Genomic DNA, 20,982 nt, shown 5'->3' on the forward strand with positions numbered 1-20,982 from the left:
CGTACCAGGTGGGACGACTCCCGTCACGCGCTGTGGACCGGTCCACATCGCAAGGTGAGCGAACGGATACCAACCGGAGACCTTGCAGCTTGTTCGGTGTTATCCCTTGGCCGTACCGTTTACTACCGTGACGACGCCGCTGCATCCCGACCCAGAGCCGAGGCGGCGGGACTACGTGATCATCTCGGTCGACGATCATCTGATCGAGCCGGCCGATCTCTTCGAGGACCGCCTGCCGGACAAGTACAAGGACCTCGCTCCCAAGGTCGTGGAGACCGACGCCGGTCACCAGGTGTGGCGGTACGGCGGCGCCACCTACCCATGCGCCGGGCTTGACGTGGGCGCCGGGCTGCCCAAGGAGCAGTGGACGCTCGACCCCGTCCGCTTCGAGGAGATGCGGCCCGGCTGCTACGACATCGAGGCCAGGATCGGCGACATGGACGCCGCGGGCGTCTGGGCGGCGCTCTGCTTCCCCGGCATGCTGGCCAACCAGGCCGGCGTCCTGTTCGCCCGCACCCGCGACCAGGACCTCGGCCTCGCCCTCGTCCAGGCGTGGAACGACTGGCACGTGGACGTGTGGGCCGGCACCTATCCCGAGCGGATGATCGCCCTCCAGCTCCCCTGGCTGCCCGACCCCGAGACGGCGGCCAAGGAGATCAGGGCCAACGCCGCGCGGGGGTTCAAGGCGGTGGTGTTCCCCGAGTTCCCCACCCGGTTGCGGCTGCCGTCCATCCACAGCGGGCACTGGGACCCGTTCTTCGCCGCCTGCGAGGAGACCGGCACCGTCGTCTGCCTGCACACCGGCGCCTCGTCCTGGGCCCCGGTGCCCTCGCCCGACACCCCGATCGAGGCGATCACCACGCTGATCCCGGCGAGCGCGATGTTCGCCTGCGCCGACTGGCTCTGGTCGGGCGTCGCCCTGCGCTTCCCCGCGCTGCGCATCCTGATCGTCGAGGGCGGCGTCGGGTGGCTGCCCATGCTGGCCGAGCGCGCCGACCACGCCCTTGACCACCCGGTCGCGGGCGAGTCGAGCTGGGAGGGCGGCCTCAAGCCGAGCGAGGTCCTGCGGCGCAACTTCTTCTTCGGCACGCTCGACGACAACGCGCTCGGAGCCGTCCGGATGGCCGTGGGGATGGAGCACGTGCTGCTGGAGAGCGGCTACCCGCGCGCCGAGTCGACCTGGCCCGACACCCAGCGCACGGTCGCCCGCAACCTCGGCAGCCTGCCGCCGACCGACGTCGCCCGCGTGGCGTACGGCAACGCCGCCCGGCTGTTCGGCCACCCCCTCCCCTCACGCGCCTGGCTGCGCATGGAGGAGATCTAGGGCAGCCGGGGGACGCTGTCGACGAGGCGGCGGGTGTAGGGGTGGCGGGGGGAGCCGAGCACCTGGGCGGTCTCCCCGCTCTCCACGATCCGTCCCCGTTCCAGCACCGCCACCTCCTGGCAGAGGGCGGCCACCACGGCGAGGTCGTGCGAGACCATGACGACGGTCAGCCCGCGGGTCTCCCGCAGCTCCGCCAGCAGGTCGACGATCCGCACCCGGGTCGAGACGTCCAGCGCGCTGACGGGCTCGTCGGCGAGCAGGACGCGCGGTCCGCACGCGATCGCCCGGGCGATGGCGATGCGCTGGCGCTGCCCGCCGGAGAACTCGTGGGGGTAGCGCCCCGCCGCGTCCTCGGGCAGCCCGACGGCCCGCAGGGCCTCGGCGACGCGGGCGCGCGCGACGTCCCTCGGGACGCCGTCCAGCAGGCCCAGCGAGCGGAGCGGCTCCGACACGATCCCGCTCACCCGCTGACGGGGGTCGAGCGACGAGTACGGATCCTGGAACACGGTCTGCACGCCCCGCCGGAACTCCCGCATCAGCGCGCGGTCGCGCGGCGCCAGGTCGCGGCCGTCGTAGCGGATCGCGCCGCCGGTGGGCCGGGCGAGCCCGAGGAGCAGGCGCAGCAGCGTCGTCTTGCCCGCCCCCGACTCCCCGACGAGGGCGAGGTTGCGGCCGGGCGTCACCGCGACCGACACGTCGTCCAGGACGGGGGCCGACCGGCCGTAGGCGAAGCGCACCTCCCGCGCCTCCAGGACGGGTCCGGTCACGGCGTCCTCCAGTCCAGCGCGCGATCCAGGTGCCGGGCGCTCGCGACCAGGTCCTGCGTGTACGGGTGCCGCGGCGCGCGCACGACCTCGCCGACGCTCCCGGACTCCACGGCCCGGCCGTCCCTGAGCACCACGACCCGCTCGGTCACCCGGGCGACCACGGCAAGGTCGTGGCTGATGAACAACAGGGCCATGCCCCTGCCGGCCACCAGGCCGTCGAGCAGCGCGAGGACGTCGGCCTGCACGGTGACGTCCAGCGCCGTCGTGGGCTCGTCGGCGACGAGCAGGGCCGGGTCGCAGGCGAGGGCCATCGCGATGGCCACCCGCTGACGCTGGCCGCCGGAGATCTCGTGGGGGTAGGCCCGGGCGACGCGCTCGGGATCGGCCAGCCGCACCTCCTCCAGCGCGGCCAGGACGGCCGCGCGCAGCGCCCGGCCGCGCAGCCCGCGCCGGCGCCGCAGCGGCTCGGCGACCTGCCGGCCCACCCGCATGAGCGGGTCGAGGGCGGTGAGCGGCTCCTGGAAGACCGCGCTCACGGCCCGGCCGCGCACCCGGTTCAGCCGCCGCTCCCCGGCCCCGAGGACGTCCGTACGGCCCGCGCCGGGGGCGTCGAGGACGACGGCGCCGGAGGCGGTCATGCCGGGCGGGAGCAGGCCGAGAACGGCCAGCGCGGTGAGCGACTTCCCCGATCCCGACTCGCCGATCAGGCCCAGCCGCCCGCCGGGCTCGACGGAGAACGACACGCCGGACACGAGGTCGCGGCCGCCCGTGCGGATCGTGAGCCCGGCGACGTCGAGCAGGGTCACCGCGTCCTCCTCCGGGTCGGGTCGGCCACGTCCCGGACGCCGTCCGCGATCAGGTTCACGCCGACGACCAGCACGACGAGCAGCACGCCGGGCGCGATCACCCCGGCCGGCGCGATGAACACGCTCGCCTGGGCCTCCTGGAGCATGCGGCCCCAGGAGGCGTTCGGGGGCGGCGTGCCCAGACCGAGGTACGACAGGCTGGCCTCCGCCAGCACGGCCAGCCCGAACTGGAGGGCCAGGTTGACCGACAGCGTCGGCCAGATGTTCGGCAGCACGTGGGTGACCACGATCCTGGGCCACGAGGTTCCCGAGGTGCGGGACGCCGTGATGTAGTCCTGCGCCAGCACACGCTTGACCAGCACCCTGGCCAGCCGCGCGACGATCGCGGACATCGCCAGCCCGATCGCGATGATCGCGGAGCCGAGCGAGGCGTCCCTCGCGGCCGTGACCAGCATCGCCAGCAGCACGGTGGGGAACGCGATGAGGATGTCGAGGAACGCCGAGAGCGCGTCGTCCATCCAGCGGGTGGCGAATCCGGCGACCAGCCCGCCCGCGAGTCCGGCCACGCCGCCGATCAGGACCGACCCGGCGCCGGCCTCCAGCGCCACCCGGGCCCCGATCATGAGCTGGGTGAGCAGGTCGCGGCCGAGCTTGTCGGTCCCCAGCAGGTGGGGCAGGCCCGGCGGCATCAACCGGTCGCCCGAGGTGTCGTCCGGCGCGTACGGCAGCCAGAACAGCGACACGACGGCCACGGCGACGACCAGGCCGGCGAGCACGCAGCCGGTCAGCAGCGTCACCGAGCGCGGGACGCGGCGGCGGGCGGGCGGCGCGGCGGCCTCCGCCTCGCCGATCAGCGGCGCGGTCACCCGGCCTCCCGGGCGAGCGAGCGGCGCAGCCGGGGGTCGATGAGCCGCTGGACCACGTCGGCCGCGAACCCGATCAGCAGCACGCCGAGCGTGCTGACGACGAGGACCCCCTGGATGACCGGGTAGTCGTGCTGGGCGAAGCCCTTGACCAGCATGCTCCCGAGGCCGGGCAGGGCGAACACGCTCTCGACGACCACGGCTCCGAGGAACGTGGTGGCCAGCTCGATGCCGAGGATCGACACCACCGGCACGACGGCGTTGCGGAGCCCGTGCCGCCACATCGCCCGGGTGAACGAGGAGCCGAGCGCGCGGGCCGTGCGCAGGTAGTCGGCGCCGAGCACGTCGAGGGTGGCCGAGCGGACGTAGCGGATCAGCGAGGCCGACATGACCAGCGCGACCGTGACGACGGGCAGGGTCAGCGAGGTCAGCGCGTCCGCCGGGCTCGCCCAGTCGTCCTGCGGGAAGCCCCCGGCCGGCAGCAGGCCGAGCGAGAGCGAGAAGACCGTGATCAGGAGCATGCCGACCCAGAAGACCGGGACCGCGACGCCGAGCTGCGACAGCGCGCTCAGCAGCGAGCCGTACCAGGTGCCGGCCCGGTGGGCGGCCAGGAACCCGACCGGCACGGCGATGACCACCGCGAGCAGGAAGGCCAGCAGGGTCAGCGGGACCGTGACGACGAGGCGCGAGGCGATCTCCGGGCCGACCGGGAGCGTGCTGACGAACGACGCGCCGAGGTCGAGCGCGGCCATCTGGCCGAGCCAGGAGGCGAACTGCTCGGGCAGCGGCCGGTCCGACCCGATCTGGTGGCGTGCGGCGGCGATCTGGTCGGGGGTCGCGCCGACCGACAGCAGCGAGTTGGCCGGGTCGCCCGGCAGCAGCCGGAGCAGCAGGAACAGCACCATGCCGGCCAGGAGCAGCGACACGACGAGCAACGCCGTCCGGCGCAGCAGGTAAGCAGTCATGGGCGAGGACCGATCGGTGGGAACACGGGACGTGCGAAGGCCCCGGCCCTGTGGGGCCGGGGCGCCGCGGTCAGCCTCCCGCGCCGGCCTTCTTGATGCCGTACGCGTAGAACTGGGAGTTCAGTCCGTTGACGGGGTAGCCCGACAGTGATGTGGAGGCGACGACGATCTGCGGGTAGAGGTAGAGCCAGTCGCTGGCCGCGTCGGCCGCGATCTGCTCGTTGACCTTCTTCAGCAGCGCCGTCTGCCCGTCCGCCGTGTCCGACTGCTCGGCCTGCTTCACCCAGTCGGTCACCTGCGGGTTGTCGTAGCCCCAGTAGAAGTCGGGGTCGCCGTACCAGACCACGTCGCGGTCGTTGACGTGCTCCTGCAGCGTCGCGGCGAAGTCGTGGTTCTTGTAGACCTTCGTGTACCACTGGTCGGCGGTGATCACGTTGATCGTCACCGTGATCCCGACCTTGGCCAGCTCCGACTTCACGAACGTCGCCACCGTGGGGTGGGGGTCGTAGTTGGGCGTGTCGAGCGTGAAGGAGAAGCCGTTCGGGTATCCCGCGTCGGCCAGCTCCTTCTTCGCCAGGGCCGGGTCGTACGGGTTGACCTTGGTCAGGTCCTCGTACCACGGGTCGGAGGGCGGCACCATCGAGCCGATCAGCGTGCCGTACCGGCCCCAGATCGAGCTGAGCAGCTTCCGGTCGTCGATGGCGGAGGTGATCGCCTTGCGGACGCCCACCTTGTCGAACGGCGCCTTCCGGTCGTTGAACGCCAGCAGCAGCTTGGTCGTCGACTGGCCGTTGTTGACCTTGTAGCCCTTGTCGCTCTCGAACCGCGCCAGCGCGTCCGGGCTCTGCTCGCTGGTCACCACGTCGACCGCCTTGGTCAGCAGCGCGTTGTTGAGCGCGGTCGCGTCGGTGAAGTAGTGGAACACGACCTGCTTGTTCGCGGCCGGGGTGCCCCAGTAGCCGGGGAAGCGCTCCAGCGTGAGCGAGGACCCGCGCTTCCAGGTCCCCAGCGTGTACGGCCCGGTGCCGTCCTCGGAGGTCGTCAGGTCCTTCGCCTGGGAGTCGACGATCCACACGTAGCTGAGGTTGTAGACCAGAGAGATCGACTTGTCGGACAGCTTCACGACGACCGTCGAGTCGTCCGGCGTCTCGATGCTCTTGATCACCTGGAGCTGGCTCTTGCGGGCCGACTGGGAGTCGTCGGCGACCACCCGCTCGATGCTGTACTTGACGTCGGCCGAGGTCAGCGGCTTGCCGGAGTGGAACTTCACCCCGCTCCTCAGCGTGAACGTGTACGTCAGGCCGTCCGCGGCGGCCGTGCTCTTCGTGGCCAGCAGGTTCTCGACCTTGCCGGCGTCGGTCAGCCGGAACAGGCCCTCGTACACGTTGCCGTTGAACGCCTCGGTCACGCCCTGGCCGCCGCCCGCCGTGTTGTCGAGGTTCTGCGGCTCGTAGAGGGACCCGATCCCGATGGTGGCGTCCGGGTCGTACGACCCCGTCGCCGCGGGCGCGGCGCTCCCGCCACCCCCGCCGCACGCCGTGAGGGCGAGCGCGAGGGCGAGGGCGGCGCCGAGCAGCGACGTCGTCTTGCTGATCACTGTTTCTCCTGGCCGGCGGCCACGTGGCCGCCCGATGGTGGTGCGGGGTGAGGCGGGGGGTCGGGTCAGTGCGGCAGGTAGCCGTCGAGGAAGACCGGAAGCTTCTCGCCCGCCTCGATCGACACGCCGAAGCGGTTGCCGGGCGGCGGAAGCGGACAGTTGAAGTGGGAGGAGAAGCCGCAGGGCGGCACGAACGCCCGGTTGAAGTCGAGCACGACCCGGTCGGCGCCGGGCTCGTGATGCACGTGCAGGAAGCGGCCGCCGCCGTAGGTGGCCGAGCCGTTGGTCCGGTCGCCGACGACGAGGAGCAGCGTCCCCTCGTCCTCGAACGCCGCCAGGTTGTACGCGGTGCCGTCCAGCGTGAACGTGATGTCGCCGGGGACCACGTGGTCGCGGGTGCCGCCGTCGTCGCGCATGTGCTCGAACGGCAGCAGCCGCGACTCGGACACCGGCGTGAAGGTCGCCTCGACGACCCACTCGGGCGCGAACGGATAGGTGTCGATCGTCACGAAGTGGTTGATCGCCGGGGAGGCGGCGTCCCACAGCCGGATGCCGCGCTCGGTCTCTCCCGTGCCGATGTGGGACCGCTCGATCCAGGTGGCCCTGACCGTGTCCGGGCGGCCGGAGAGCGCGTCCTCCAGCGACGCGCTCTCATCCGGCTGGAGCCAGCGCGTCTCCACGAGTGCCAGAGGACCGGTCGGGGAGGCGACGGACGCCAGCCGGGCGGCCCGCCAGGCCTCCCAGTCCGCGCGCGCGGCCTCGACGGCAGCCGGGGAGGCGAGTGGGGGCATGGGGTCGCTCACTTCGGTCGGGCGCCATGATCAGCACCATTGGCGAGGTTTGAGCATTACCCTACAAGAAAAGGGGGTTTATGGCCAGCCGGAAGCTCAGCGCCGGGACGCCCGGCCGGGGATGGTCCGGTGGACGCCCTCGGTCTCCCAGTCGACGTAGCGGCCGCTCTCGCCGAGCAGCGCGGTCATGAGCCAGAGGAACACGCCGAAGTCGTCGACGACGCCGATGCCCAGCAGGAAGTCCGGGACCACGTCGATCGGGGACACGATGTAGACCACCGCCATGCCGAGCATGGCCAGCTTGCCCTTGGTCAGGCCCGGGTAGTCCCCCCGCATGCCGGCCCGCAGCATCCGGGGCAGGGCCCGCAGCCGTGCCACGAGGCCGGGCGAGCCCGGGCGGGAGACCTCCCGGTAGGCGCGCCAGGTCGCCGCCGCGCGTCCTGCTTTCACCATGCCGACCACCTCCGGACCGATCACTGCCCTTGTCACCGTCGTGGTAACGTCCCGCGCCGCCGGTGGGGTTCCGCCGGTACAAGGTCCTGACGTCCCGGTGAGGCCGCCGTACCGGCGTCAGCGGGGGGCGGCGGCGTGGCCGAAGGCCTGGAGGATGAGCCCGGTGGCGTCGAGTCTCGCCGTCCGTCCCAGCGCGTCGAGCGCGATGCCGCCCGGCCACGTGTGACCGCCCCCGTCGACGACGTACGCCTCCACGGTGGCGCCGCCCGCACAGGGGAAGGTCCGCAGGGTGACGTCTGGCGCGGGCCTGCTCGTGCTCGACGGCCGGCAGCCCATCGCCCGGGTCCAGCGGGCCAGGGTGGTCTCGAACGACGGCAGCCGCACCCGGCTCAGCCACGCCGGCACCTGGTAGCCCTGGATCCGCCCGGACAGGCGCACCCGACCTCCGTCGAACGGCACCACGCGGTCGCCCGTCCCGTGGAACGCGACGATCGTGGTCGGCCGGGGATGGGCGCACGGCGGCGCGATCGTCAGCCCGCTGACCGGCGCGACCGCCGCGAGCCTGCCGTCCAGGCCGCAGACGAGGGCGGCGGCCATGCCCGCGCCGTTCGACATCCCCGTGGCGAACTCCCTGGTCGTGTCCACGCACAGGGTCGCCTCAAGGTGGTCGAGCAGGGCGGCCGCCGCCTTGATCTCGATGTCCGGGTCCGCGAACCGCCCGAAGCCGGGCAGGATCCACCCGGGCAGCCCCGAGGCCGACTCCGGCGTGACCACGATGTAGCCGAGGTTGGACCCGGCGACGGGCAGGCGCGTGTACGCGTCCTGCTGGACGGCGTTCGAGCCGAGACCGTGGTAGTTGAGCACGAGCGGCGCGGGCGAGGTGTTGGGGAACCCGGCCGGCAGCGTGAGCAGGAAGCCGAGCGTCCGCCCGCCCGCCTTCACCTCGCGCCGTCCGCCCGTGGGCGGCGTCTTTCCACAGCCTGTGGACGCGCCGCGCGGCGGGACGGACGCCGACGCGCGCACCGGCGGCGCGGCCGCGCCGGGCGAGGACGAAGACGACGGCGCGGACGAGCAGGCCGCCAGCGCGACCAGCACGCCGGTCAGGACGGCCCCCAGCCGGGACGGGCGCGCCACCCTCAGCCCAGTCCGGGCGCCAGGTCGCGCACGGCCTGCTCGACCGAAACCGGACCGCCGGGCAGGGGGGCGAGGACGGGCGTGTCGAGACCGGCCGCCACGTACTCCCGGATCCTGGCCCGGCACGCGGCCGCGTCCCCGTGGACGACCAGGTCGTCGACCACCTCGTCGGGGATGGCCTTGACCGCCGCCTGGCGGTCGCCCGCCGCCCACGCCTCGTGCATGGGCCGCAGCACCTCCCCGCGGCCCAGCCACTCGTGGAAGGCCGCGTAGACCGGCACGGTGAGGTACGCGGCGAGCAGGCGCCGCCCGATCGCCCTGGCCGCGTCGGCGTCCTCGGTCACCACGACGAACAGCCGGGCGATGAGCTCCACGCCCTCCCCCAGCTCGGCCCGGACCCTGGTCACGTCGCCCGGCGACAGCCAGTTGGTGATCGCGCCGTCCGCCTCCCGCGCCGCGAGCCTGAGCATGCCGGGGCGCAGCGCGGCCAGCACGATGCGCGGCGGCGTCGCCGGCGCCCGCTCCAGCCGGAACCCCTTCACGTCGAAGGTCTCGTACGACGCGGTGACCTTCTCCCCGGCCAGGGCCGTCCGCAGGAACCGCAGCGTGTCGCGCATCCGGGCGTACGGCCGGTCGAACTCGGCGGCGTTCCAGTTGCGGACGATGACCGGCGAGGAGGCGCCGATGCCGAGGACGAACCGCCCGGGGGCGACGTCGGCCAGTGTGGCGGCCGACATGGCGAGCAGCGCCGGGCCGCGCGTGTAGACGGGCACGATGGCGCTGCCCAGCCGCAGGCCGGGCGCCCACTCGGCGGCGAGCGCCAGCGGGACGAACCCGTCGGTGCCGGCGACCTCGGCCGACCAGGCGTCCGTGTAGCCGAGCTCCGGCAGCTCGGCGACGAGCGCCTTCGACTCGATCGGCGTCCGCCCGAAGAACGGAATCGTCATGCCCCAGCGGTCCACGGCCACCCCTTCCGGCGCGATGCTGTCCAGGCGACCATACCAACCGGACGGTATGCCCGTCCCCTCACGTGCGCAGCTCGTGGACCAGCTCGATGACGTCCCGCGCGATGCCGCGGATGCCCGGCAGATGGGACAGCCCGACGAGCCGGTCGACCAGCGGGACCACCCGGTCGATCAGCCGGTAGGTGCGGGCGCACCCGGGGGAGGTGTCGTGCACCCAGAACAGCACCACGCCCATGGACAGCAGCCAGAGCAGCTCGGGAAGCTCCGCGCGGACCTCCTCGTCCATCCGCTCGGCCGAGCCCCGCACGACCTCGCGGTAGATCGCGATGGCCGACTCCCTGGCGGGCGCGGAGTCGGCGCTGAACGGGCTGAGCGGGTTGCTGGGCTCGGCCGCGTACTTGAAGAACTTCACGGCGAACTCGTGGTACGGCTCGGAGATCCGCACCCACGCGCGCAGCACGCCCCCGAGCCGGCCGGCGAACGACCGTTCCCTCTCCAGCAGCTCACGGGACGCGGCCTCGTGCGCCGCCTGCGCCCGGTCGTAGTAGGCCTGGACCATCTGCTCCTTGGAACTGAAGTAGTAGTAGGCGTTCCCCACCGAGACGCCTGCCTCGGCGGCGATCGCGCGCATCGTCGTCGCCTCGAAACCCCGCTCCTTGAACAGCCGGAGGGCTGTCTCGACGATCAGCTCCCGTGTCTTCTCGGCCACGCTGGTCACTGTACGGCGAGTGCCCGTGTGCGGTCATGGACCGACAACAAGATCCACATTCCTCGGCAAACTCCCTGCGGATGAACGGGCGTCCCGCGGCGCGTCCGTGGGATTGATCTGTCTGGCGCGCTCCCCCGCCGGCAGCCCCCCGGCATCCGACATGGACACATCGACGGGGGGAGACCGTGCACGTCCGCTCGTGGCGGCGGGGGGTGGTGGGGATGGCCGCGGTCGTCCTCGTCTCCCTGCCCATGCAGCACGACCCCTCAGGCGCCAGCACGACCCCGCGCCCGCCCTCACCGGCCGCCGACGCAAAGGCGGTCACCCACCCCGGCGCACGAGCGGGCGCACAGGCCGCATCACCGGCGCCGCCGGACGCCGCTCCGGACTCCCCAGCCGGGGCCTCCACGGGCCCGGCGACCGGGGACTCGCCGGGCTCGCCGGGCTCGCCGGCCGGGGCCGGGCCGGGGCCGTCCCCGTATCCGGTGGAGACGGGCCTCCCGGCGCCGGTGGAGGCCCTGGCCGCGGACCTGCCGCCGCTCGACGCCGTCCTCGCCGGCACCTTCCCCGCCACCGTGAACGCCTGGGACGCCTCACAGGCGGGCACGCGGATGGACCAGCCGGACGCGCTGGGCCTGCTGCGCGACGCGGGGGTGCGGGTGCGGTCCAGCGGCGGCTGCGACGACCGCCGCCGCCCGCGGTGCACCTCGCTCGCGACCATCCGGTACGGCACGGTCATGCGGGTCGTCGACCTCAAACGGGCCAGCGGCTGCGACATCACGATCACCGGCGGCACCGAGACCGGCCACTCCGGCGGCCGCTACAGCCACGGCGCCGGGTACAAGGTCGACATCGCGCACAACAGGTGCGTCGACGCGTACATCAGGAAGACGTTCCCCCTGTGGAAGGTGCGGGGGGACGGCGCCCGCCTCCACCGGCCCACGGGCGACCCCGACGTGCCCGTCGGCGCCGAGGTGTACGCCGACGAGCCCACCCACTGGGACATCCTCTTCCCCTAGGACGTCCCGGGGTGGGCCCGGCGGGCGGTCAGGAGAACTCGGCGGCGACCAGCGCGGCGATCTCGGCGGTGTTCAGCGCCGCCCCCTTGCGGAGGTTGTCGCCGCACACGAACAGGTCGAGCGTGTTCGGGAAGTCGAGCGCCTGGCGGATCCGGCCGACGTAGGTCGGGTCGGTCCCCACGACGTCGGCCGGCGTGGGGAACACGCCGTTCGCCGGGTCGTCGAGCACGACGACGGTGGGCGCCGCTTCCAGGATCGCGCGGGCGCCCTCGACGTCCACCTCCCGCTCGAACGTCGCGTGGACGGCCAGCGAGTGGGTGGTCACCACCGGGACCCGGACGCAGGTGGCCGAGACCTTCAGGCCGGGGATGCCGAGGATCTTGCGGGACTCGTTGCGGACCTTCAGCTCCTCCGACGTCCAGCCGCCGTCCTTGAGCGAGCCCGCCAGCGGCACCACGTTGAGCGCCAGCGGAGCCGGGAACGGCGAGTCGGCCAGGTCGGGCACGGCCTTGCGCACGTCACCCGCCACGGTGCCCATCGTCCGGTCGCCCGCCACGGCCTCGATCTCGGCGTACAGCCGCTCAGGGCCGACCACGCCGGCGCCAGAGACCGCCTGGTACGACGCCACGACGAGCTCGCGCAGGTCGTACGCGCGGTGCAGCGCGCCCATGGCGGCCATCATCGACAGCGTCGTGCAGTTGGGGTTGGAGATGATCCCCTTGGGGCGGTTGCGCGCCTGTTCGGGGTTGCACTCGGGCACGACGAGCGGGACGTCCGGGTCCATCCGGAACGCGCCCGAGTTGTCGACGGCCACCGCGCCGCGGGCGGCGGCGATCGGCGCCCACTCGGCGGAGACCTCGTCGGGCACGTCGAACATCGCGATGTCGACGCCGTCGAACGCCTCGGGGGCGAGGGCCTGGACCGTCACGTCCTCGCCGCGGACGCTCAGCACCTTGCCGGCGGAGCGGGGCGAGGCGATCAGGCGGATCTCGCCGTACGCCTCGGACAGGTCGGGGCGGTTGGTGAGGATGTCGAGCATGACGGTGCCGACGGCGCCGGTGGCGCCGACGACGGCGAGGACGGGTCGGCGGCTCATCGTCCGGTACCTCCGTACACGACGGCCTCGACCTGGTCGGAGTCGAGGTCGAAGGCGCGGTGGGCGGCGGTGACCGCGGCGTCCACCTCGTTCTGCCCGACGACCACCGAGATGCGGATCTCCGAAGTGGAGATCATCTCGATGTTCACCCCGGCGTCGGCGAGGGCGCCGAAGAACTTGGCGGTGACCCCCGGGTGCGAGCGCATCCCGGCCCCGATCAGCGAGACCTTGCCGATCTGGTCGTCGTAGAGCAGCGACTCGAAGGCCACCTGGCTCTGGATCTTCTTCAGGGCTCCCAGGGCGACCTGGCTGTCGTTCACCGGCAGCGTGAACGAGATGTCCGTGCGGCCCGTCGCGGCGGCCGAGACGTTCTGGACGATCATGTCGATGTTGATCTCGGCGTCGGCCAGCGTGCGGAAGATGGCGGCGGCCTCGCCGACCTTGTCGGGCACCCCGACCACAGTGATCTTGGCCTCGCTCCGGTCGTGCGCGACCCCGGAGATGATGGGCTGCTCCACTTCGGTTCCTTCGCTGTAGGGGTCGGAGACGACCCAGGTGCCTTCCCTGGTGCTGAACGAGCTTCTGACGTGGATCGGCAGGTCGAACCTGCGGGCGTACTCCACGCAGCGCAGATGCAGGATCTTGGCCCCGCAGGCCGCCATCTCGAGCGTCTCCTCGTAGGAGATCCGGGGGATCTGGCGGGCGGCCGGGACGATGCGCGGGTCGGCCGTGAAGATGCCGTCGACGTCGGTGTAGATCTCGCAGACGTCCGCGCCGAGCGCGGCGGCGAGCGCGACCGCCGTGGTGTCGGAGCCGCCGCGGCCGAGCGTCGTGATGTCCTTGGTGTCCTGGGAGACGCCCTGGAACCCGGCCACGATCGCGATCTGGCCCTGGTCGACCGCCTCCCGGATGCGGCTCGGGGTCACGTCGATGATGCGCGCCCTGCCGTGGCTGGAGTCGGTGATCACGCCGGCCTGCGAGCCGGTGAAGCTGCGCGCCTGGTGGCCGAGGTTGGCGATCGCCATGGCGAGCAGCGCCATCGAGATCCGCTCCCCGGACGTCAGCAGCATGTCCAGCTCGCGCCCGGGCGGCAGCGGGGACACCTGCTTGGCCAGCTCCAGCAGTTCGTCGGTGGTGTCCCCCATCGCGGACACGATCACCACGACGTCGTTGCCGGCTTTTTTCGTCGCGACGATCCGCTGGGCGACCCGCTTGATGCAGGACGCGTCGGCGACGGACGAACCACCGTACTTTTGGACAACGAGCGCCACTGGAATCTCCAACGAATCAGGACGTGGAGCTCACAGTGTACTTGCGGGCCCCAAAGCAGATCCGGAGCCGACCAGCATGTGGACGGTCAGACGACCGTGCTCTCCTCCACCACGTCGAGCCGCGTGTGCGCGACCAGCGCGTGGAGGGCGCGCAGCGCGGCGCCGGCGTGGTTGCCCCAGGTGTTGAAGTAGGAGTACTGCCACCACCACAGCGCCTCCAGCGGGCGGCCCGCGTGGAAGTGCCGCAGCCCGTGGATCAGGTCGGCCGCCACTGCCGTCAGGTCGTCCGACAGCCGGTACGGCGTGACGACCGTGTCCTTGTACGGGTCGAAGACCTCGGCGTAGTCGTCGACCGGGCCCAGCCGCGCGGCCAGGGCCGTACGGAGGGGGTCGATGTCGGGGTCCTCGCTCAACGCGGGCTCGAAGTTGCCCTGCAGGATCACGTCCTGCGCCGCCCCGAGCTGGGTGCCCGCGAGGCTGACCTGGGCCACCTCCACCAGCAGCAGCGGCAGGATCGCGTCGCCGCCCTCCCCGCGTGCCAGGCGGGTGAGGCCGTCGACGTAGTTCTGCGCATGGGTGGCGACGCGCGCGGCCAGGTCGTTCCACTCGTCAGACATCCAGCAGCCTCCGTCCTTCGAAAGCGCGGCCCAAAGTGACCTCGTCGGCGTACTCGAGGTCACCGCCCACCGGCAGACCGCTGGCGAGTCGTGTCACTTTCAGCCCGAGAGGCTTGACGAGCCTGGCCAGGTAGGTGGCCGTCGCCTCGCCCTCGAGGTTCGGGTCGGTCGCGAGGATCAACTCGGTCACCTGGCCGTCGGCCAGCCGCGTCATCAGCTCGCGGATCTTCAGGTCGTCCGGTCCGACGCCGTCGATCGGGCTGATGGCCCCGCCGAGCACGTGGTAGCGGCCACGGAACTCGCGGGTCTTCTCGATCGCGACGACGTCCTTGGACTCCTCGACGACGCAGATTACATGCGGGTCGCGCCGCTGGTCGCGGCAGATCCGGCATTCCTCCTCGGCGGCGACGTTCCCGCACACCCGGCAGAAGCGGACCTTCTCCTTCACCTCGAGCAACGCGTGCGCCAGCCGCTTCACGTCGGCCGGATCGGCGGCGAGCAGATGGAAGGCGATGCGCTGCGCGCTCTTGGGACCGACGCCGGGCAGCAGCCCGAGCTCGTCGATCAGATTCTGGACGACCCCTTCGTACATCGGTCTCAGAACCCCGGCAGCTGGCCGAGGCCTCCCCCGAGGCCCTGCGCGAGGGGCCCGAGCTTCTCCTGCTGCAGCTCACCGGCCGCGCGGACGGCGTCACGCACCGCGGCGAGTACGAGATCGGCCAGCGTCTCGGCGGTCTCCTCCGGGTCGCTCGCGTCGATCGCCAGCGGGCTGATCTGGAGCTCGAGCAGCTCCCCGCTCCCGTTGACGGTCGCGACCACGAGGCCGCCCCCGGCGCTCCCCTCCACCTCGGCGTCGCTGAGCTCCTGCTGCGCGGTGACGAGCTGCTGCTGCATCAGCTGAGCCTGCTCCAGCAACTGCTGGAGGTTGACATCCCCTGGATTCACGATCGTGCGCTCCTCAGCGTCCAGCGACATGTTCGTCGCGACGAGCCTACGGTGTCCGCCGCTGTTGCGACACCGGCGCACGCGCGTGTTCCCCCACCGCCGGTCGGCCCGGTCCGCAGGGAAACCGCACGGACGGAGACCGCGCTACCCCCGCGATCCCCGTCCATGCGGAACCAAAGGACCGGCCGGGCCCCGTCCCCCCTCCACGCGTCCGGGACCCGGCCTTTCCACCACGCCGGACGTCACCCGGCCGACATGACGTCGCAACCGTAATCAGGCCAAGGTTGCATACGGGTTGCGATCACTTGGTTACTCATGGACATTGGCAAATACCGTCCCAGGGGTGGCGCAAATCTCTCTGGTACGGAGGCGCACCGCGAGAACAGCACCCCCCACCGGGAGCCATCGATGCCCGAATCGTCGACACGCCGCATCCACGAGGCCGTGATGACCGGGAGGCGGCCGGCGGAGTCCGGGCCTCGCGAGGTGATCTCCGACTCCTGGCGCCGGTGCCTGGAGGCCGGCATCGACCCCGAGAGCCACGAGGCGCCGCTCGTGTACGACGAGGGCGACATCCGCGAGGTCCGGTCGGTCACTCCCATGGGCACGCTGCTCCCGATGCTGCGCCACACCCTGCTGCAGGTCGCCGACGAGGCCGCCCACATCATGGTCGTCACCGACGCGACCGGCGACGTGCTGTGGCGCGACGGCCACCGGCAGGTGCTGCACCGGGCGGACCGGATCGGCCTGTCCGACGGCTTCCGCTGGTCGGAGCAGGCCGTCGGCACGAACGGCATCGGCACGGCCCTCGCCACCGGCCGTCCCATGTACGTCTACTCCGGCGAGCACCTGGCGCGGACGCTGCACGCCTGGTCGTGCGCCGGCGCCCCGATCGTCGACCCCGACTCCGGCCGCACGATCGGATGCGTGGACATCAGCGGCACCACCCGCAGCCTCCACCCGGCCACGGTCGCCCTGGTCCGCGCCGCCGCCCGGCTCGCCGAGAGCGACCTCGCGGTCGGCATGCGGGAGCGCGACGAGCGCCTCCGGTCCCGTCACCACCGCCACCTCGACCGTCCGGGCGCCCTCGTCACGCTCACCGGCCGGGTCGTCGCGGGCGACCTCAGCCTCGGGCCGCGGATCCGCCTGCCCGAGTGCGGCGAGCGGGTCATCCTGTCGGACGGCCGGGTCGCGCTGGTCGAGTCGCTCGGCGACGCGTACCGGCTCGTCCCCCTCGGCGCCGAGGCCGCCGTCCCCCGGCTCAGGCTGACGCTGCTCGGGGAGGACCACCCGTACGCGCATCTCGACGGCGTCCGCGTCCCGCTGTCGCTGCGGCACGCCGAGATCCTCACGCTGCTCGCCCTGCACCCCCGCGGGCTCACCGCCGAGCGGCTGTCCTTCCTCCTGTACGGCGACGAGGGCAACCCGGTGACCATCCGGGCCGAGATCCACCGCCTGCGGGCCCAGCTCGGCCGGGCCATCGCCGCCAAGCCGTACCGGCTGGCCTGTGAGGTCTCCGCCGACTTCCTCGACGCGCGGCAGGCGCTGGCCGCCGGGGCGACGGCGGTGGCGGCCCGGCTCTACCAGGGGCCGCTGCTACCACGCTCGGAGGCCCCGGCCGTCCTCCGGGCACGCGAGGAGCTGGAGGCCCGCGTGCGGTCGGAGCTGCTCGCCCGGGGCACGCCCGAGGACCTGTGGGAGTACGCCCAGACGCCCAGCGGATACGAGGACGCGGAGGTCCTCGAACACGTCGTGGCGGCCATTCCGCCCGGCGACCACCGGCACGCCGCGGCGTGCGTGCGGCTGGCCCGGCTCGACGACTGAGACGCCAGCCGCAGGGCCGTCACGCCGTCCGCCGCCGTCACCCCTGCTCGTCCGACGTGGCCGATCGGGTTCCCGCTCTGCGGCGGCTCAGGAGTGGTCGATCTCCTCGATCACGCGCCCGCCGAGCTCGCGCTGGATCAGTGCCATGCCGGTCAGCTCGCTGACGTCGGCGTCGGCGTCGTTCAGGGGGTCCACGTCGTCGACGTCGCTGGCGCGGCGGCGCGGGACCGCGTCCGGCCACGCGGGCCGGGGACCGGACTGGGCCGCGGCCCTGGCGGCGTCGCGCGCCGCCGCGATGCTCGGGCTCGAAGCGGGAGCCGGGGTCGACGCCGGGGCCGAGGCCGCCGGGAACGGGGGCCGGGGGCCCGGCGAGGGGGCGTCGAAGTCGTCGGACGGCGCGTCGGGCCAGGTCTCGTCGGTCGCCGCCGGCGCGGTCTCGGCGGGGGCGGCCGGCACCTCGGCCCGTACGGCGGGCCGCGCCTGGCTCGCGGCCACCGCGGACCGCGCCTGCGCGCTCTCGGCGGCACCGGCGGAGGGACCGGGATCAGGGGCGCCGCCCTGCCCGGCGGGAGCCCGGGGAGCGGCGGCCGGCGCGCCGGACCCCTGGGGACCGGCGGGGGCGGGCGGCCCGGCCGCGGGGCCCTGCGGACCGGACGGCCCGCGCGTGGCCGGACCGGCGGGGCCGGGCCCTGAACCGCCGACCACGACGTCCACCCGCCAGGTGCCGCCGAGCACGTCGCTCAGCGCCGCCGCCACCACCTCGTCGCGCTTGCCCTTGAGGAAGCCCTGCACGTCTCCGGGCTTCTCGAAGCCCACGGTCACGACGTTGCCCTCCACGCCGAGCAGGCGGCCCTGCGCGTTGAGGATCATCCAGGCCACGCGCTGCCGGTTCTTGATCGCCTCCAGCACCTGCGGCCACGCCTGCTGGACGGGCCCGCTCCCCGCGGCGGCGGGAGAGGCCGCGGTCGGCGCGGTGGGAGCCGTGGCCGCGGCCGGGGCGCCGGGCCGTACGGGAGTGGGCCAGTCGTCGGCGGGCGCCTCGCCGGCGGAGGCGGGCGTCTGTGCGCCCTCAGCCCCGCGGGCCGGAGCGGCCTGAGGGACCTGAGCCGGGGCGGCCGGCGGCGCGGACACGGGCGGCGCGGACGCTGGGGGCGCCGTGGCGGCGGGCGTGGCGACCGGTGCGGAGGCGACCGGTATGGAGAGGACCTGACCGCCCGCGGGGATGCCGCGCTCCAGCCGTTCGAGGCGGGTCAGCAGCGCCGCCTCCCCCTGCTCGGCGGCCGGGAGCAGCACGCGGGCGCACATGAGCTCCAGCAGCAGCCGGGGCGACGTGGCGCCGCGCATCTCGGTCAGCCCGGCGTTGAACACCTCGGCGGCCCGGGTCAGCTCCGCCGGTCCCATCGACGCGGCCTGGACCTTCAGCCGTTCCAGCTCGTCGGCCGGCCGGTCGAGCAGGCCGCTGCTCGCCGCCTCGGGGACGTTCGACAGGATGACCAGGTCGCGGAAGCGCTCCAGCAGGTCGGTGGCGAACCGGCGGGGGTCGTGACCGCCCTCGACCACCCGGTTCACGGCGTGGAACACGGCCGCGCCGTCGCGCCTGGCGAACGCGTCGACCACCTCGTCCAGCAGGTCGCCGTCGGTGTAGCCGAGCAGGGAAACGGCCCGCTGGTAGGTGATCCCGCCGTCGCCCGCGCCGGCGAGAAGCTGGTCGAGGATCGACAGCGAGTCGCGGGCCGACCCGGCGCCCGCCCGCACCACCAGCGGCAGCGCCGCCGGCTCGTACGGCACGGACTCCGACTCGAGGATCTCCTCCATGAGCTGGCGGAGCGTGGCCGGTGGCATGAGCCGGAACGGGTAGTGGTGGGTGCGGGACTTGATCGTCCCGATGACCTTCTCCGGCTCGGTGGTCGCGAAGACGAACTTCAGGTGCGGCGGGGGCTCCTCCACCAGTTTCAGCAGCGCGTTGAAGCCCTCACGGGTGACCATGTGGGCCTCGTCGATGATGTAGATCTTGAAGCGCGCCGAGACCGGGGCGAAGAAGGCCCGCTCACGAAGGTCGCGCGCGTCGTCGACGCCGCCGTGCGACGCGGCGTCGATCTCGATCACGTCGAGGTGGCCGGGGCCGGTCGCGGCCAGGGCGACGCACGACTCGCACTCGCCACAGGGGTCGGGCGTGGGGCCCTTCTCACAGTTCAGGGAGCGGGCGAGGATGCGGGCGCTGGAGGTCTTGCCGCAGCCGCGGGGGCCGCTGAAGAGGTAGGCGTGGTGGATGCGCCCGCTCCGCAGGGCCTGACGCAACGGCTCGGTGACGTGCTCCTGCCCCTTGACCTCGGCGAACGTCCCGGGCCTGTACTTGCGGTACAGCGCAAGACTCATGCCGCCTCCTCGGGGGGTCGACCCGGCCGGCGAATCCGCTAACTGAGAGACCCCTCGCACACCCGCCAGAGCCCGCTTATCCTTGCTGCCTTCCGGCCCTGGGGAGGTTCACAGGATGACGCCGCGCGAGGGGTCCGGTGCACAGTCTAACCACTCGGGAACGATGCGCAGGCCGTTCGGCGGCGCGGTCATCACGGGCCGGAAAGTCCGCTAAGCTGTTCGGCGGAGGATTCGCCTAGTTGGCCTAGGGCGCACGCTTGGAAAGCGTGTTGGGGGCAACCCCTCAGGAGTTCGAATCTCCTATCCTCCGCGCATGGTTGAGGCAGAAACGTAGCGGGGCCGGTCCCATCCAGACCGGCCCCGCTACGTGTTTGGGTCTCGGTTGTGCTCCTCGTCGGGTGTGCCACGGAACTCCTCGCCACCACCGGCGCCATAGGGACCCTTCACAGCCCGCAACAGCAGAGCGGGATCGTTGCTCAGGTTGTCAGGTCGCCGGCGCCGGCGCAGGGCGTCACTTCTCGTCCGCTCCGGGTTCCGCGCTGATCGATTCCTGGTAGACGTCCGCGTAGGTTGGGGAGTCCTTGACCAGGTCGTCGCAGAACGCGGCGATGTCGGTACCGATGAGTTCCACGACTCCCTTGCCTGTGGCGACGCCCTCCTCGAAGAAGCCGACGATCCCGGGGAGCAGGGGCCCGTCAGGCAGGTTGATCGGTCCGACCTTGAACAGGTACTTCTGCATCTCCTTGTAGACGATCTGGTAGTCCGGCGGGAGAGCCTTGACTCGAGCCCCGTGCGCCCGCCACTGTTTCTTGCCCTCGATGATGTCGTGGATGCCCACGTCAGCCTCCCAGCCGGCTCAATTTCCTTGCGACGTTCCTGTTCAACTCCTCGCGCCATCGATCGCGATACGTTCGAGCCCCTTCTCCACCGGCAAGCGCGGTACAGAAGCCTCGGATGTCCTCGCCGAGCACGTCGTGGACGCTCTGCCCGTCTGCCGCTGCTACTTCAAGCAGCCCCAAGGCCGCGTCGAGGATCGGCATCAGGTTGCGGCCGGTGAAGTCCCCATAGGGGAAAAGGTGGGCGATGATCTGTCCCCACGCCGCACGGTAGTCGGCCGGCAACGCCTCGGCACGGGCTTCGAACGCCTTCCAATCCCTGGTGAGATCGCTGCCTGTGACCTTCTCCCAGAAGTTCATCTCCCGCCCTCCTTGTTGCGGCGGTAGGTGGTCATGGCGAAGAGGTAGGCGACGATGAGGATGCCGATGCACCAGGCGAGGGCGATCCAGATGTCGGTGCCGACCGGCTGCTGCGCGAACAGGTTGCGGATGGCGTTGACGATCGAGGTCACGGGCTGGTTGTCGGCGAAGACGCGCACCACGGTGGGCATGGTTGTGGTGGGCACGAACGCCGAGCTGAGGAACGGCAGGAAGATGAGCGGATAGGAGAACGCGCTCGCCCCC

At 72.4% G+C, this 20,982-nt stretch carries 22 protein-coding genes, 1 tRNA gene and 1 other RNA gene; 4 read left to right on the forward strand and 20 right to left on the reverse strand.

The annotated features are described in order from the left end of the window. Positions 1-127: 127 nt before the first annotated feature. Entirely contained in the window at positions 128-1,324 is a 1,197-nt protein-coding gene (locus tag Mco01_RS33170) for an amidohydrolase family protein (RefSeq protein WP_204060775.1), read from the forward strand. Here the strand turns inward: Mco01_RS33170 and Mco01_RS33175 are convergent. The 10 genes from Mco01_RS33175 to Mco01_RS33220 form a co-directional block, all read right to left on the reverse strand. Then, on the reverse strand, positions 1,321-2,091 hold the full coding sequence (locus tag Mco01_RS33175; RefSeq protein WP_204060776.1) for an ABC transporter ATP-binding protein: 771 nt from the start codon (positions 2,089-2,091) through the stop codon (positions 1,321-1,323). The genes Mco01_RS33170 and Mco01_RS33175 overlap by 4 nt on opposite strands. Next, on the reverse strand, positions 2,088-2,897 hold the full coding sequence (locus Mco01_RS33180) for an ABC transporter ATP-binding protein (RefSeq protein WP_239104099.1): 810 nt from the start codon (positions 2,895-2,897) through the stop codon (positions 2,088-2,090). Before Mco01_RS33180 ends, Mco01_RS33175 begins: the two co-directional genes overlap by 4 nt. Beyond that, the gene (locus Mco01_RS33185) at positions 2,894-3,763 is read right to left on the reverse strand and encodes an ABC transporter permease (protein WP_239104100.1); all 870 of its coding nucleotides are present in this window, start codon (positions 3,761-3,763) and stop codon (positions 2,894-2,896) included. The genes Mco01_RS33180 and Mco01_RS33185 overlap by 4 nt, the downstream gene beginning before the upstream one ends. Beyond that, complete coding sequence (locus Mco01_RS33190; protein WP_036324702.1) at positions 3,760-4,725, reverse strand: ABC transporter permease; 966 nt, start codon at positions 4,723-4,725, stop codon at positions 3,760-3,762. Before Mco01_RS33190 ends, Mco01_RS33185 begins: the two co-directional genes overlap by 4 nt. A 70-nt stretch (positions 4,726-4,795) precedes the next feature. Further along, positions 4,796-6,322 (reverse strand): ABC transporter substrate-binding protein, encoded by a 1,527-nt coding sequence (locus Mco01_RS33195; protein WP_204060777.1) that lies wholly within the window; start codon positions 6,320-6,322, stop codon positions 4,796-4,798. 65 nt (positions 6,323-6,387) lie between these two features. Next, positions 6,388-7,113, reverse strand: coding sequence for a DUF1684 domain-containing protein (locus Mco01_RS33200; protein WP_204060778.1), 726 nt, complete (start codon positions 7,111-7,113; stop codon positions 6,388-6,390). Positions 7,114-7,209: 96 nt separating this feature from the next. Then, a complete protein-coding gene (locus Mco01_RS33205) occupies positions 7,210-7,566 on the reverse strand; it encodes a YkvA family protein (RefSeq protein WP_204060779.1) in 357 nt (118 codons plus the stop codon). Between the two features lie 117 nt (positions 7,567-7,683). Continuing rightward, positions 7,684-8,700 (reverse strand): CE1 family esterase, encoded by a 1,017-nt coding sequence (locus Mco01_RS33210; RefSeq protein ID WP_204060780.1) that lies wholly within the window; start codon positions 8,698-8,700, stop codon positions 7,684-7,686. Positions 8,701-8,702: 2 nt separating this feature from the next. Beyond that, entirely contained in the window at positions 8,703-9,647 is a 945-nt protein-coding gene (locus Mco01_RS33215) for an LLM class F420-dependent oxidoreductase (RefSeq protein WP_204060781.1), read from the reverse strand. A 79-nt stretch (positions 9,648-9,726) separates the two neighbouring features. Beyond that, positions 9,727-10,374: a TetR family transcriptional regulator gene (locus Mco01_RS33220; RefSeq protein ID WP_239104101.1), complete on the reverse strand. Its 648-nt coding sequence runs from the start codon at positions 10,372-10,374 to the stop codon at positions 9,727-9,729. A gap of 185 nt (positions 10,375-10,559) precedes the next feature. Here Mco01_RS33220 and Mco01_RS33225 point away from each other — a divergent pair, with 185 nt between their 5' ends. Further along, positions 10,560-11,393, forward strand: a complete 834-nt coding sequence (locus Mco01_RS33225) for a hypothetical protein (RefSeq protein WP_204060783.1) — start codon at positions 10,560-10,562, stop codon at positions 11,391-11,393. A gap of 28 nt (positions 11,394-11,421) precedes the next feature. Here Mco01_RS33225 and Mco01_RS33230 read toward each other — a convergent pair whose 3' ends face one another. From Mco01_RS33230 to Mco01_RS33250, 5 genes are all read right to left on the reverse strand, one after another. Next, complete coding sequence (locus tag Mco01_RS33230) at positions 11,422-12,489, reverse strand: aspartate-semialdehyde dehydrogenase (protein WP_204060784.1); 1,068 nt, start codon at positions 12,487-12,489, stop codon at positions 11,422-11,424. Next, positions 12,486-13,760: an aspartate kinase gene (locus tag Mco01_RS33235; protein ID WP_036324709.1), complete on the reverse strand. Its 1,275-nt coding sequence runs from the start codon at positions 13,758-13,760 to the stop codon at positions 12,486-12,488. The genes Mco01_RS33230 and Mco01_RS33235 overlap by 4 nt, the downstream gene beginning before the upstream one ends. Positions 13,761-13,846: 86 nt before the next feature. Further along, positions 13,847-14,377 carry a DUF5063 domain-containing protein gene (locus tag Mco01_RS33240; protein ID WP_051458210.1) on the reverse strand — a complete coding sequence of 177 codons (531 nt, stop codon included), beginning with the start codon at positions 14,375-14,377 and terminating at the stop codon, positions 13,847-13,849. Continuing rightward, positions 14,370-14,969 carry a recombination mediator RecR gene (gene recR, locus Mco01_RS33245; protein WP_036324710.1) on the reverse strand — a complete coding sequence of 200 codons (600 nt, stop codon included), beginning with the start codon at positions 14,967-14,969 and terminating at the stop codon, positions 14,370-14,372. Before recR ends, Mco01_RS33240 begins: the two co-directional genes overlap by 8 nt. Before the next feature lie 5 nt (positions 14,970-14,974). Continuing rightward, positions 14,975-15,322, reverse strand: coding sequence for a YbaB/EbfC family nucleoid-associated protein (locus Mco01_RS33250; RefSeq protein ID WP_198167169.1), 348 nt, complete (start codon positions 15,320-15,322; stop codon positions 14,975-14,977). Between the two features lie 408 nt (positions 15,323-15,730). Between Mco01_RS33250 and Mco01_RS33255 the strand changes: the two genes are divergently transcribed. Next, a complete protein-coding gene (locus tag Mco01_RS33255) occupies positions 15,731-17,146 on the forward strand; it encodes a helix-turn-helix domain-containing protein (protein WP_204060785.1) in 1,416 nt (471 codons plus the stop codon). A gap of 87 nt (positions 17,147-17,233) precedes the next feature. Here the strand turns inward: Mco01_RS33255 and Mco01_RS33260 are convergent, their stop codons facing one another. Together Mco01_RS33260 and ffs are read right to left on the reverse strand one after the other, a co-directional pair. Beyond that, positions 17,234-19,522: a DNA polymerase III subunit gamma and tau gene (locus Mco01_RS33260; protein WP_204060786.1), complete on the reverse strand. Its 2,289-nt coding sequence runs from the start codon at positions 19,520-19,522 to the stop codon at positions 17,234-17,236. A 42-nt stretch (positions 19,523-19,564) separates the two neighbouring features. Then, positions 19,565-19,660: signal recognition particle sRNA small type (gene ffs / locus Mco01_RS33265), an RNA gene on the reverse strand. An 86-nt stretch (positions 19,661-19,746) separates the two neighbouring features. Between ffs and Mco01_RS33270 the strand changes: the two genes are divergently transcribed. Then, positions 19,747-19,832, forward strand: a tRNA-Ser gene (locus Mco01_RS33270). A gap of 201 nt (positions 19,833-20,033) precedes the next feature. On the opposite strand, the gene Mco01_RS33275 is transcribed toward Mco01_RS33270, so the two are convergent. The 3 genes from Mco01_RS33275 to Mco01_RS33285 form a co-directional block, all read right to left on the reverse strand. Beyond that, positions 20,034-20,360 carry a DUF1048 domain-containing protein gene (locus Mco01_RS33275; protein WP_204060787.1) on the reverse strand — a complete coding sequence of 109 codons (327 nt, stop codon included), beginning with the start codon at positions 20,358-20,360 and terminating at the stop codon, positions 20,034-20,036. A 1-nt stretch (position 20,361) separates the two neighbouring features. Next, the gene (locus Mco01_RS33280; RefSeq protein ID WP_204060788.1) at positions 20,362-20,718 is read right to left on the reverse strand and encodes a DUF1048 domain-containing protein; all 357 of its coding nucleotides are present in this window, start codon (positions 20,716-20,718) and stop codon (positions 20,362-20,364) included. Further along, positions 20,715-20,982: ABC transporter permease (locus Mco01_RS33285; RefSeq protein ID WP_204060789.1), on the reverse strand; the 268-nt coding region annotated here is incomplete at its 5' end. The genes Mco01_RS33280 and Mco01_RS33285, both read right to left, overlap by 4 nt.

Origin of the sequence: Microbispora corallina (genome assembly GCF_016863035.1) — a bacterium.
Lineage (GTDB): Bacteria > Actinomycetota > Actinomycetes > Streptosporangiales > Streptosporangiaceae > Microbispora > Microbispora corallina.

Excerpts from the sequence above, each read along its gene's own strand:
- Mco01_RS33190 (WP_036324702.1), bottom strand. The coding sequence starts at position 4,725 with ATGACTGCTTACCTGCTGCGCCGGACGGCGTTGCTCGTCGTGTCGCTG.
- Mco01_RS33200 (WP_204060778.1), bottom strand. The coding sequence starts at position 7,113 with ATGCCCCCACTCGCCTCCCCGGCTGCCGTCGAGGCCGCGCGCGCGGAC.
- Mco01_RS33205 (WP_204060779.1), bottom strand. The coding sequence starts at position 7,566 with ATGGTGAAAGCAGGACGCGCGGCGGCGACCTGGCGCGCCTACCGGGAG.
- Mco01_RS33215 (WP_204060781.1), bottom strand. The coding sequence starts at position 9,647 with ATGACGATTCCGTTCTTCGGGCGGACGCCGATCGAGTCGAAGGCGCTC.
- Mco01_RS33230 (WP_204060784.1), bottom strand. The coding sequence starts at position 12,489 with ATGAGCCGCCGACCCGTCCTCGCCGTCGTCGGCGCCACCGGCGCCGTC.
- Mco01_RS33240 (WP_051458210.1), bottom strand. The coding sequence starts at position 14,377 with ATGTCTGACGAGTGGAACGACCTGGCCGCGCGCGTCGCCACCCATGCG.
- recR (WP_036324710.1), bottom strand. The coding sequence starts at position 14,969 with ATGTACGAAGGGGTCGTCCAGAATCTGATCGACGAGCTCGGGCTGCTG.
- Mco01_RS33255 (WP_204060785.1), top strand. The coding sequence starts at position 15,731 with ATGCCCGAATCGTCGACACGCCGCATCCACGAGGCCGTGATGACCGGG.
- Mco01_RS33260 (WP_204060786.1), bottom strand. The coding sequence starts at position 19,522 with ATGAGTCTTGCGCTGTACCGCAAGTACAGGCCCGGGACGTTCGCCGAG.
- Mco01_RS33280 (WP_204060788.1), bottom strand. The coding sequence starts at position 20,718 with ATGAACTTCTGGGAGAAGGTCACAGGCAGCGATCTCACCAGGGATTGG.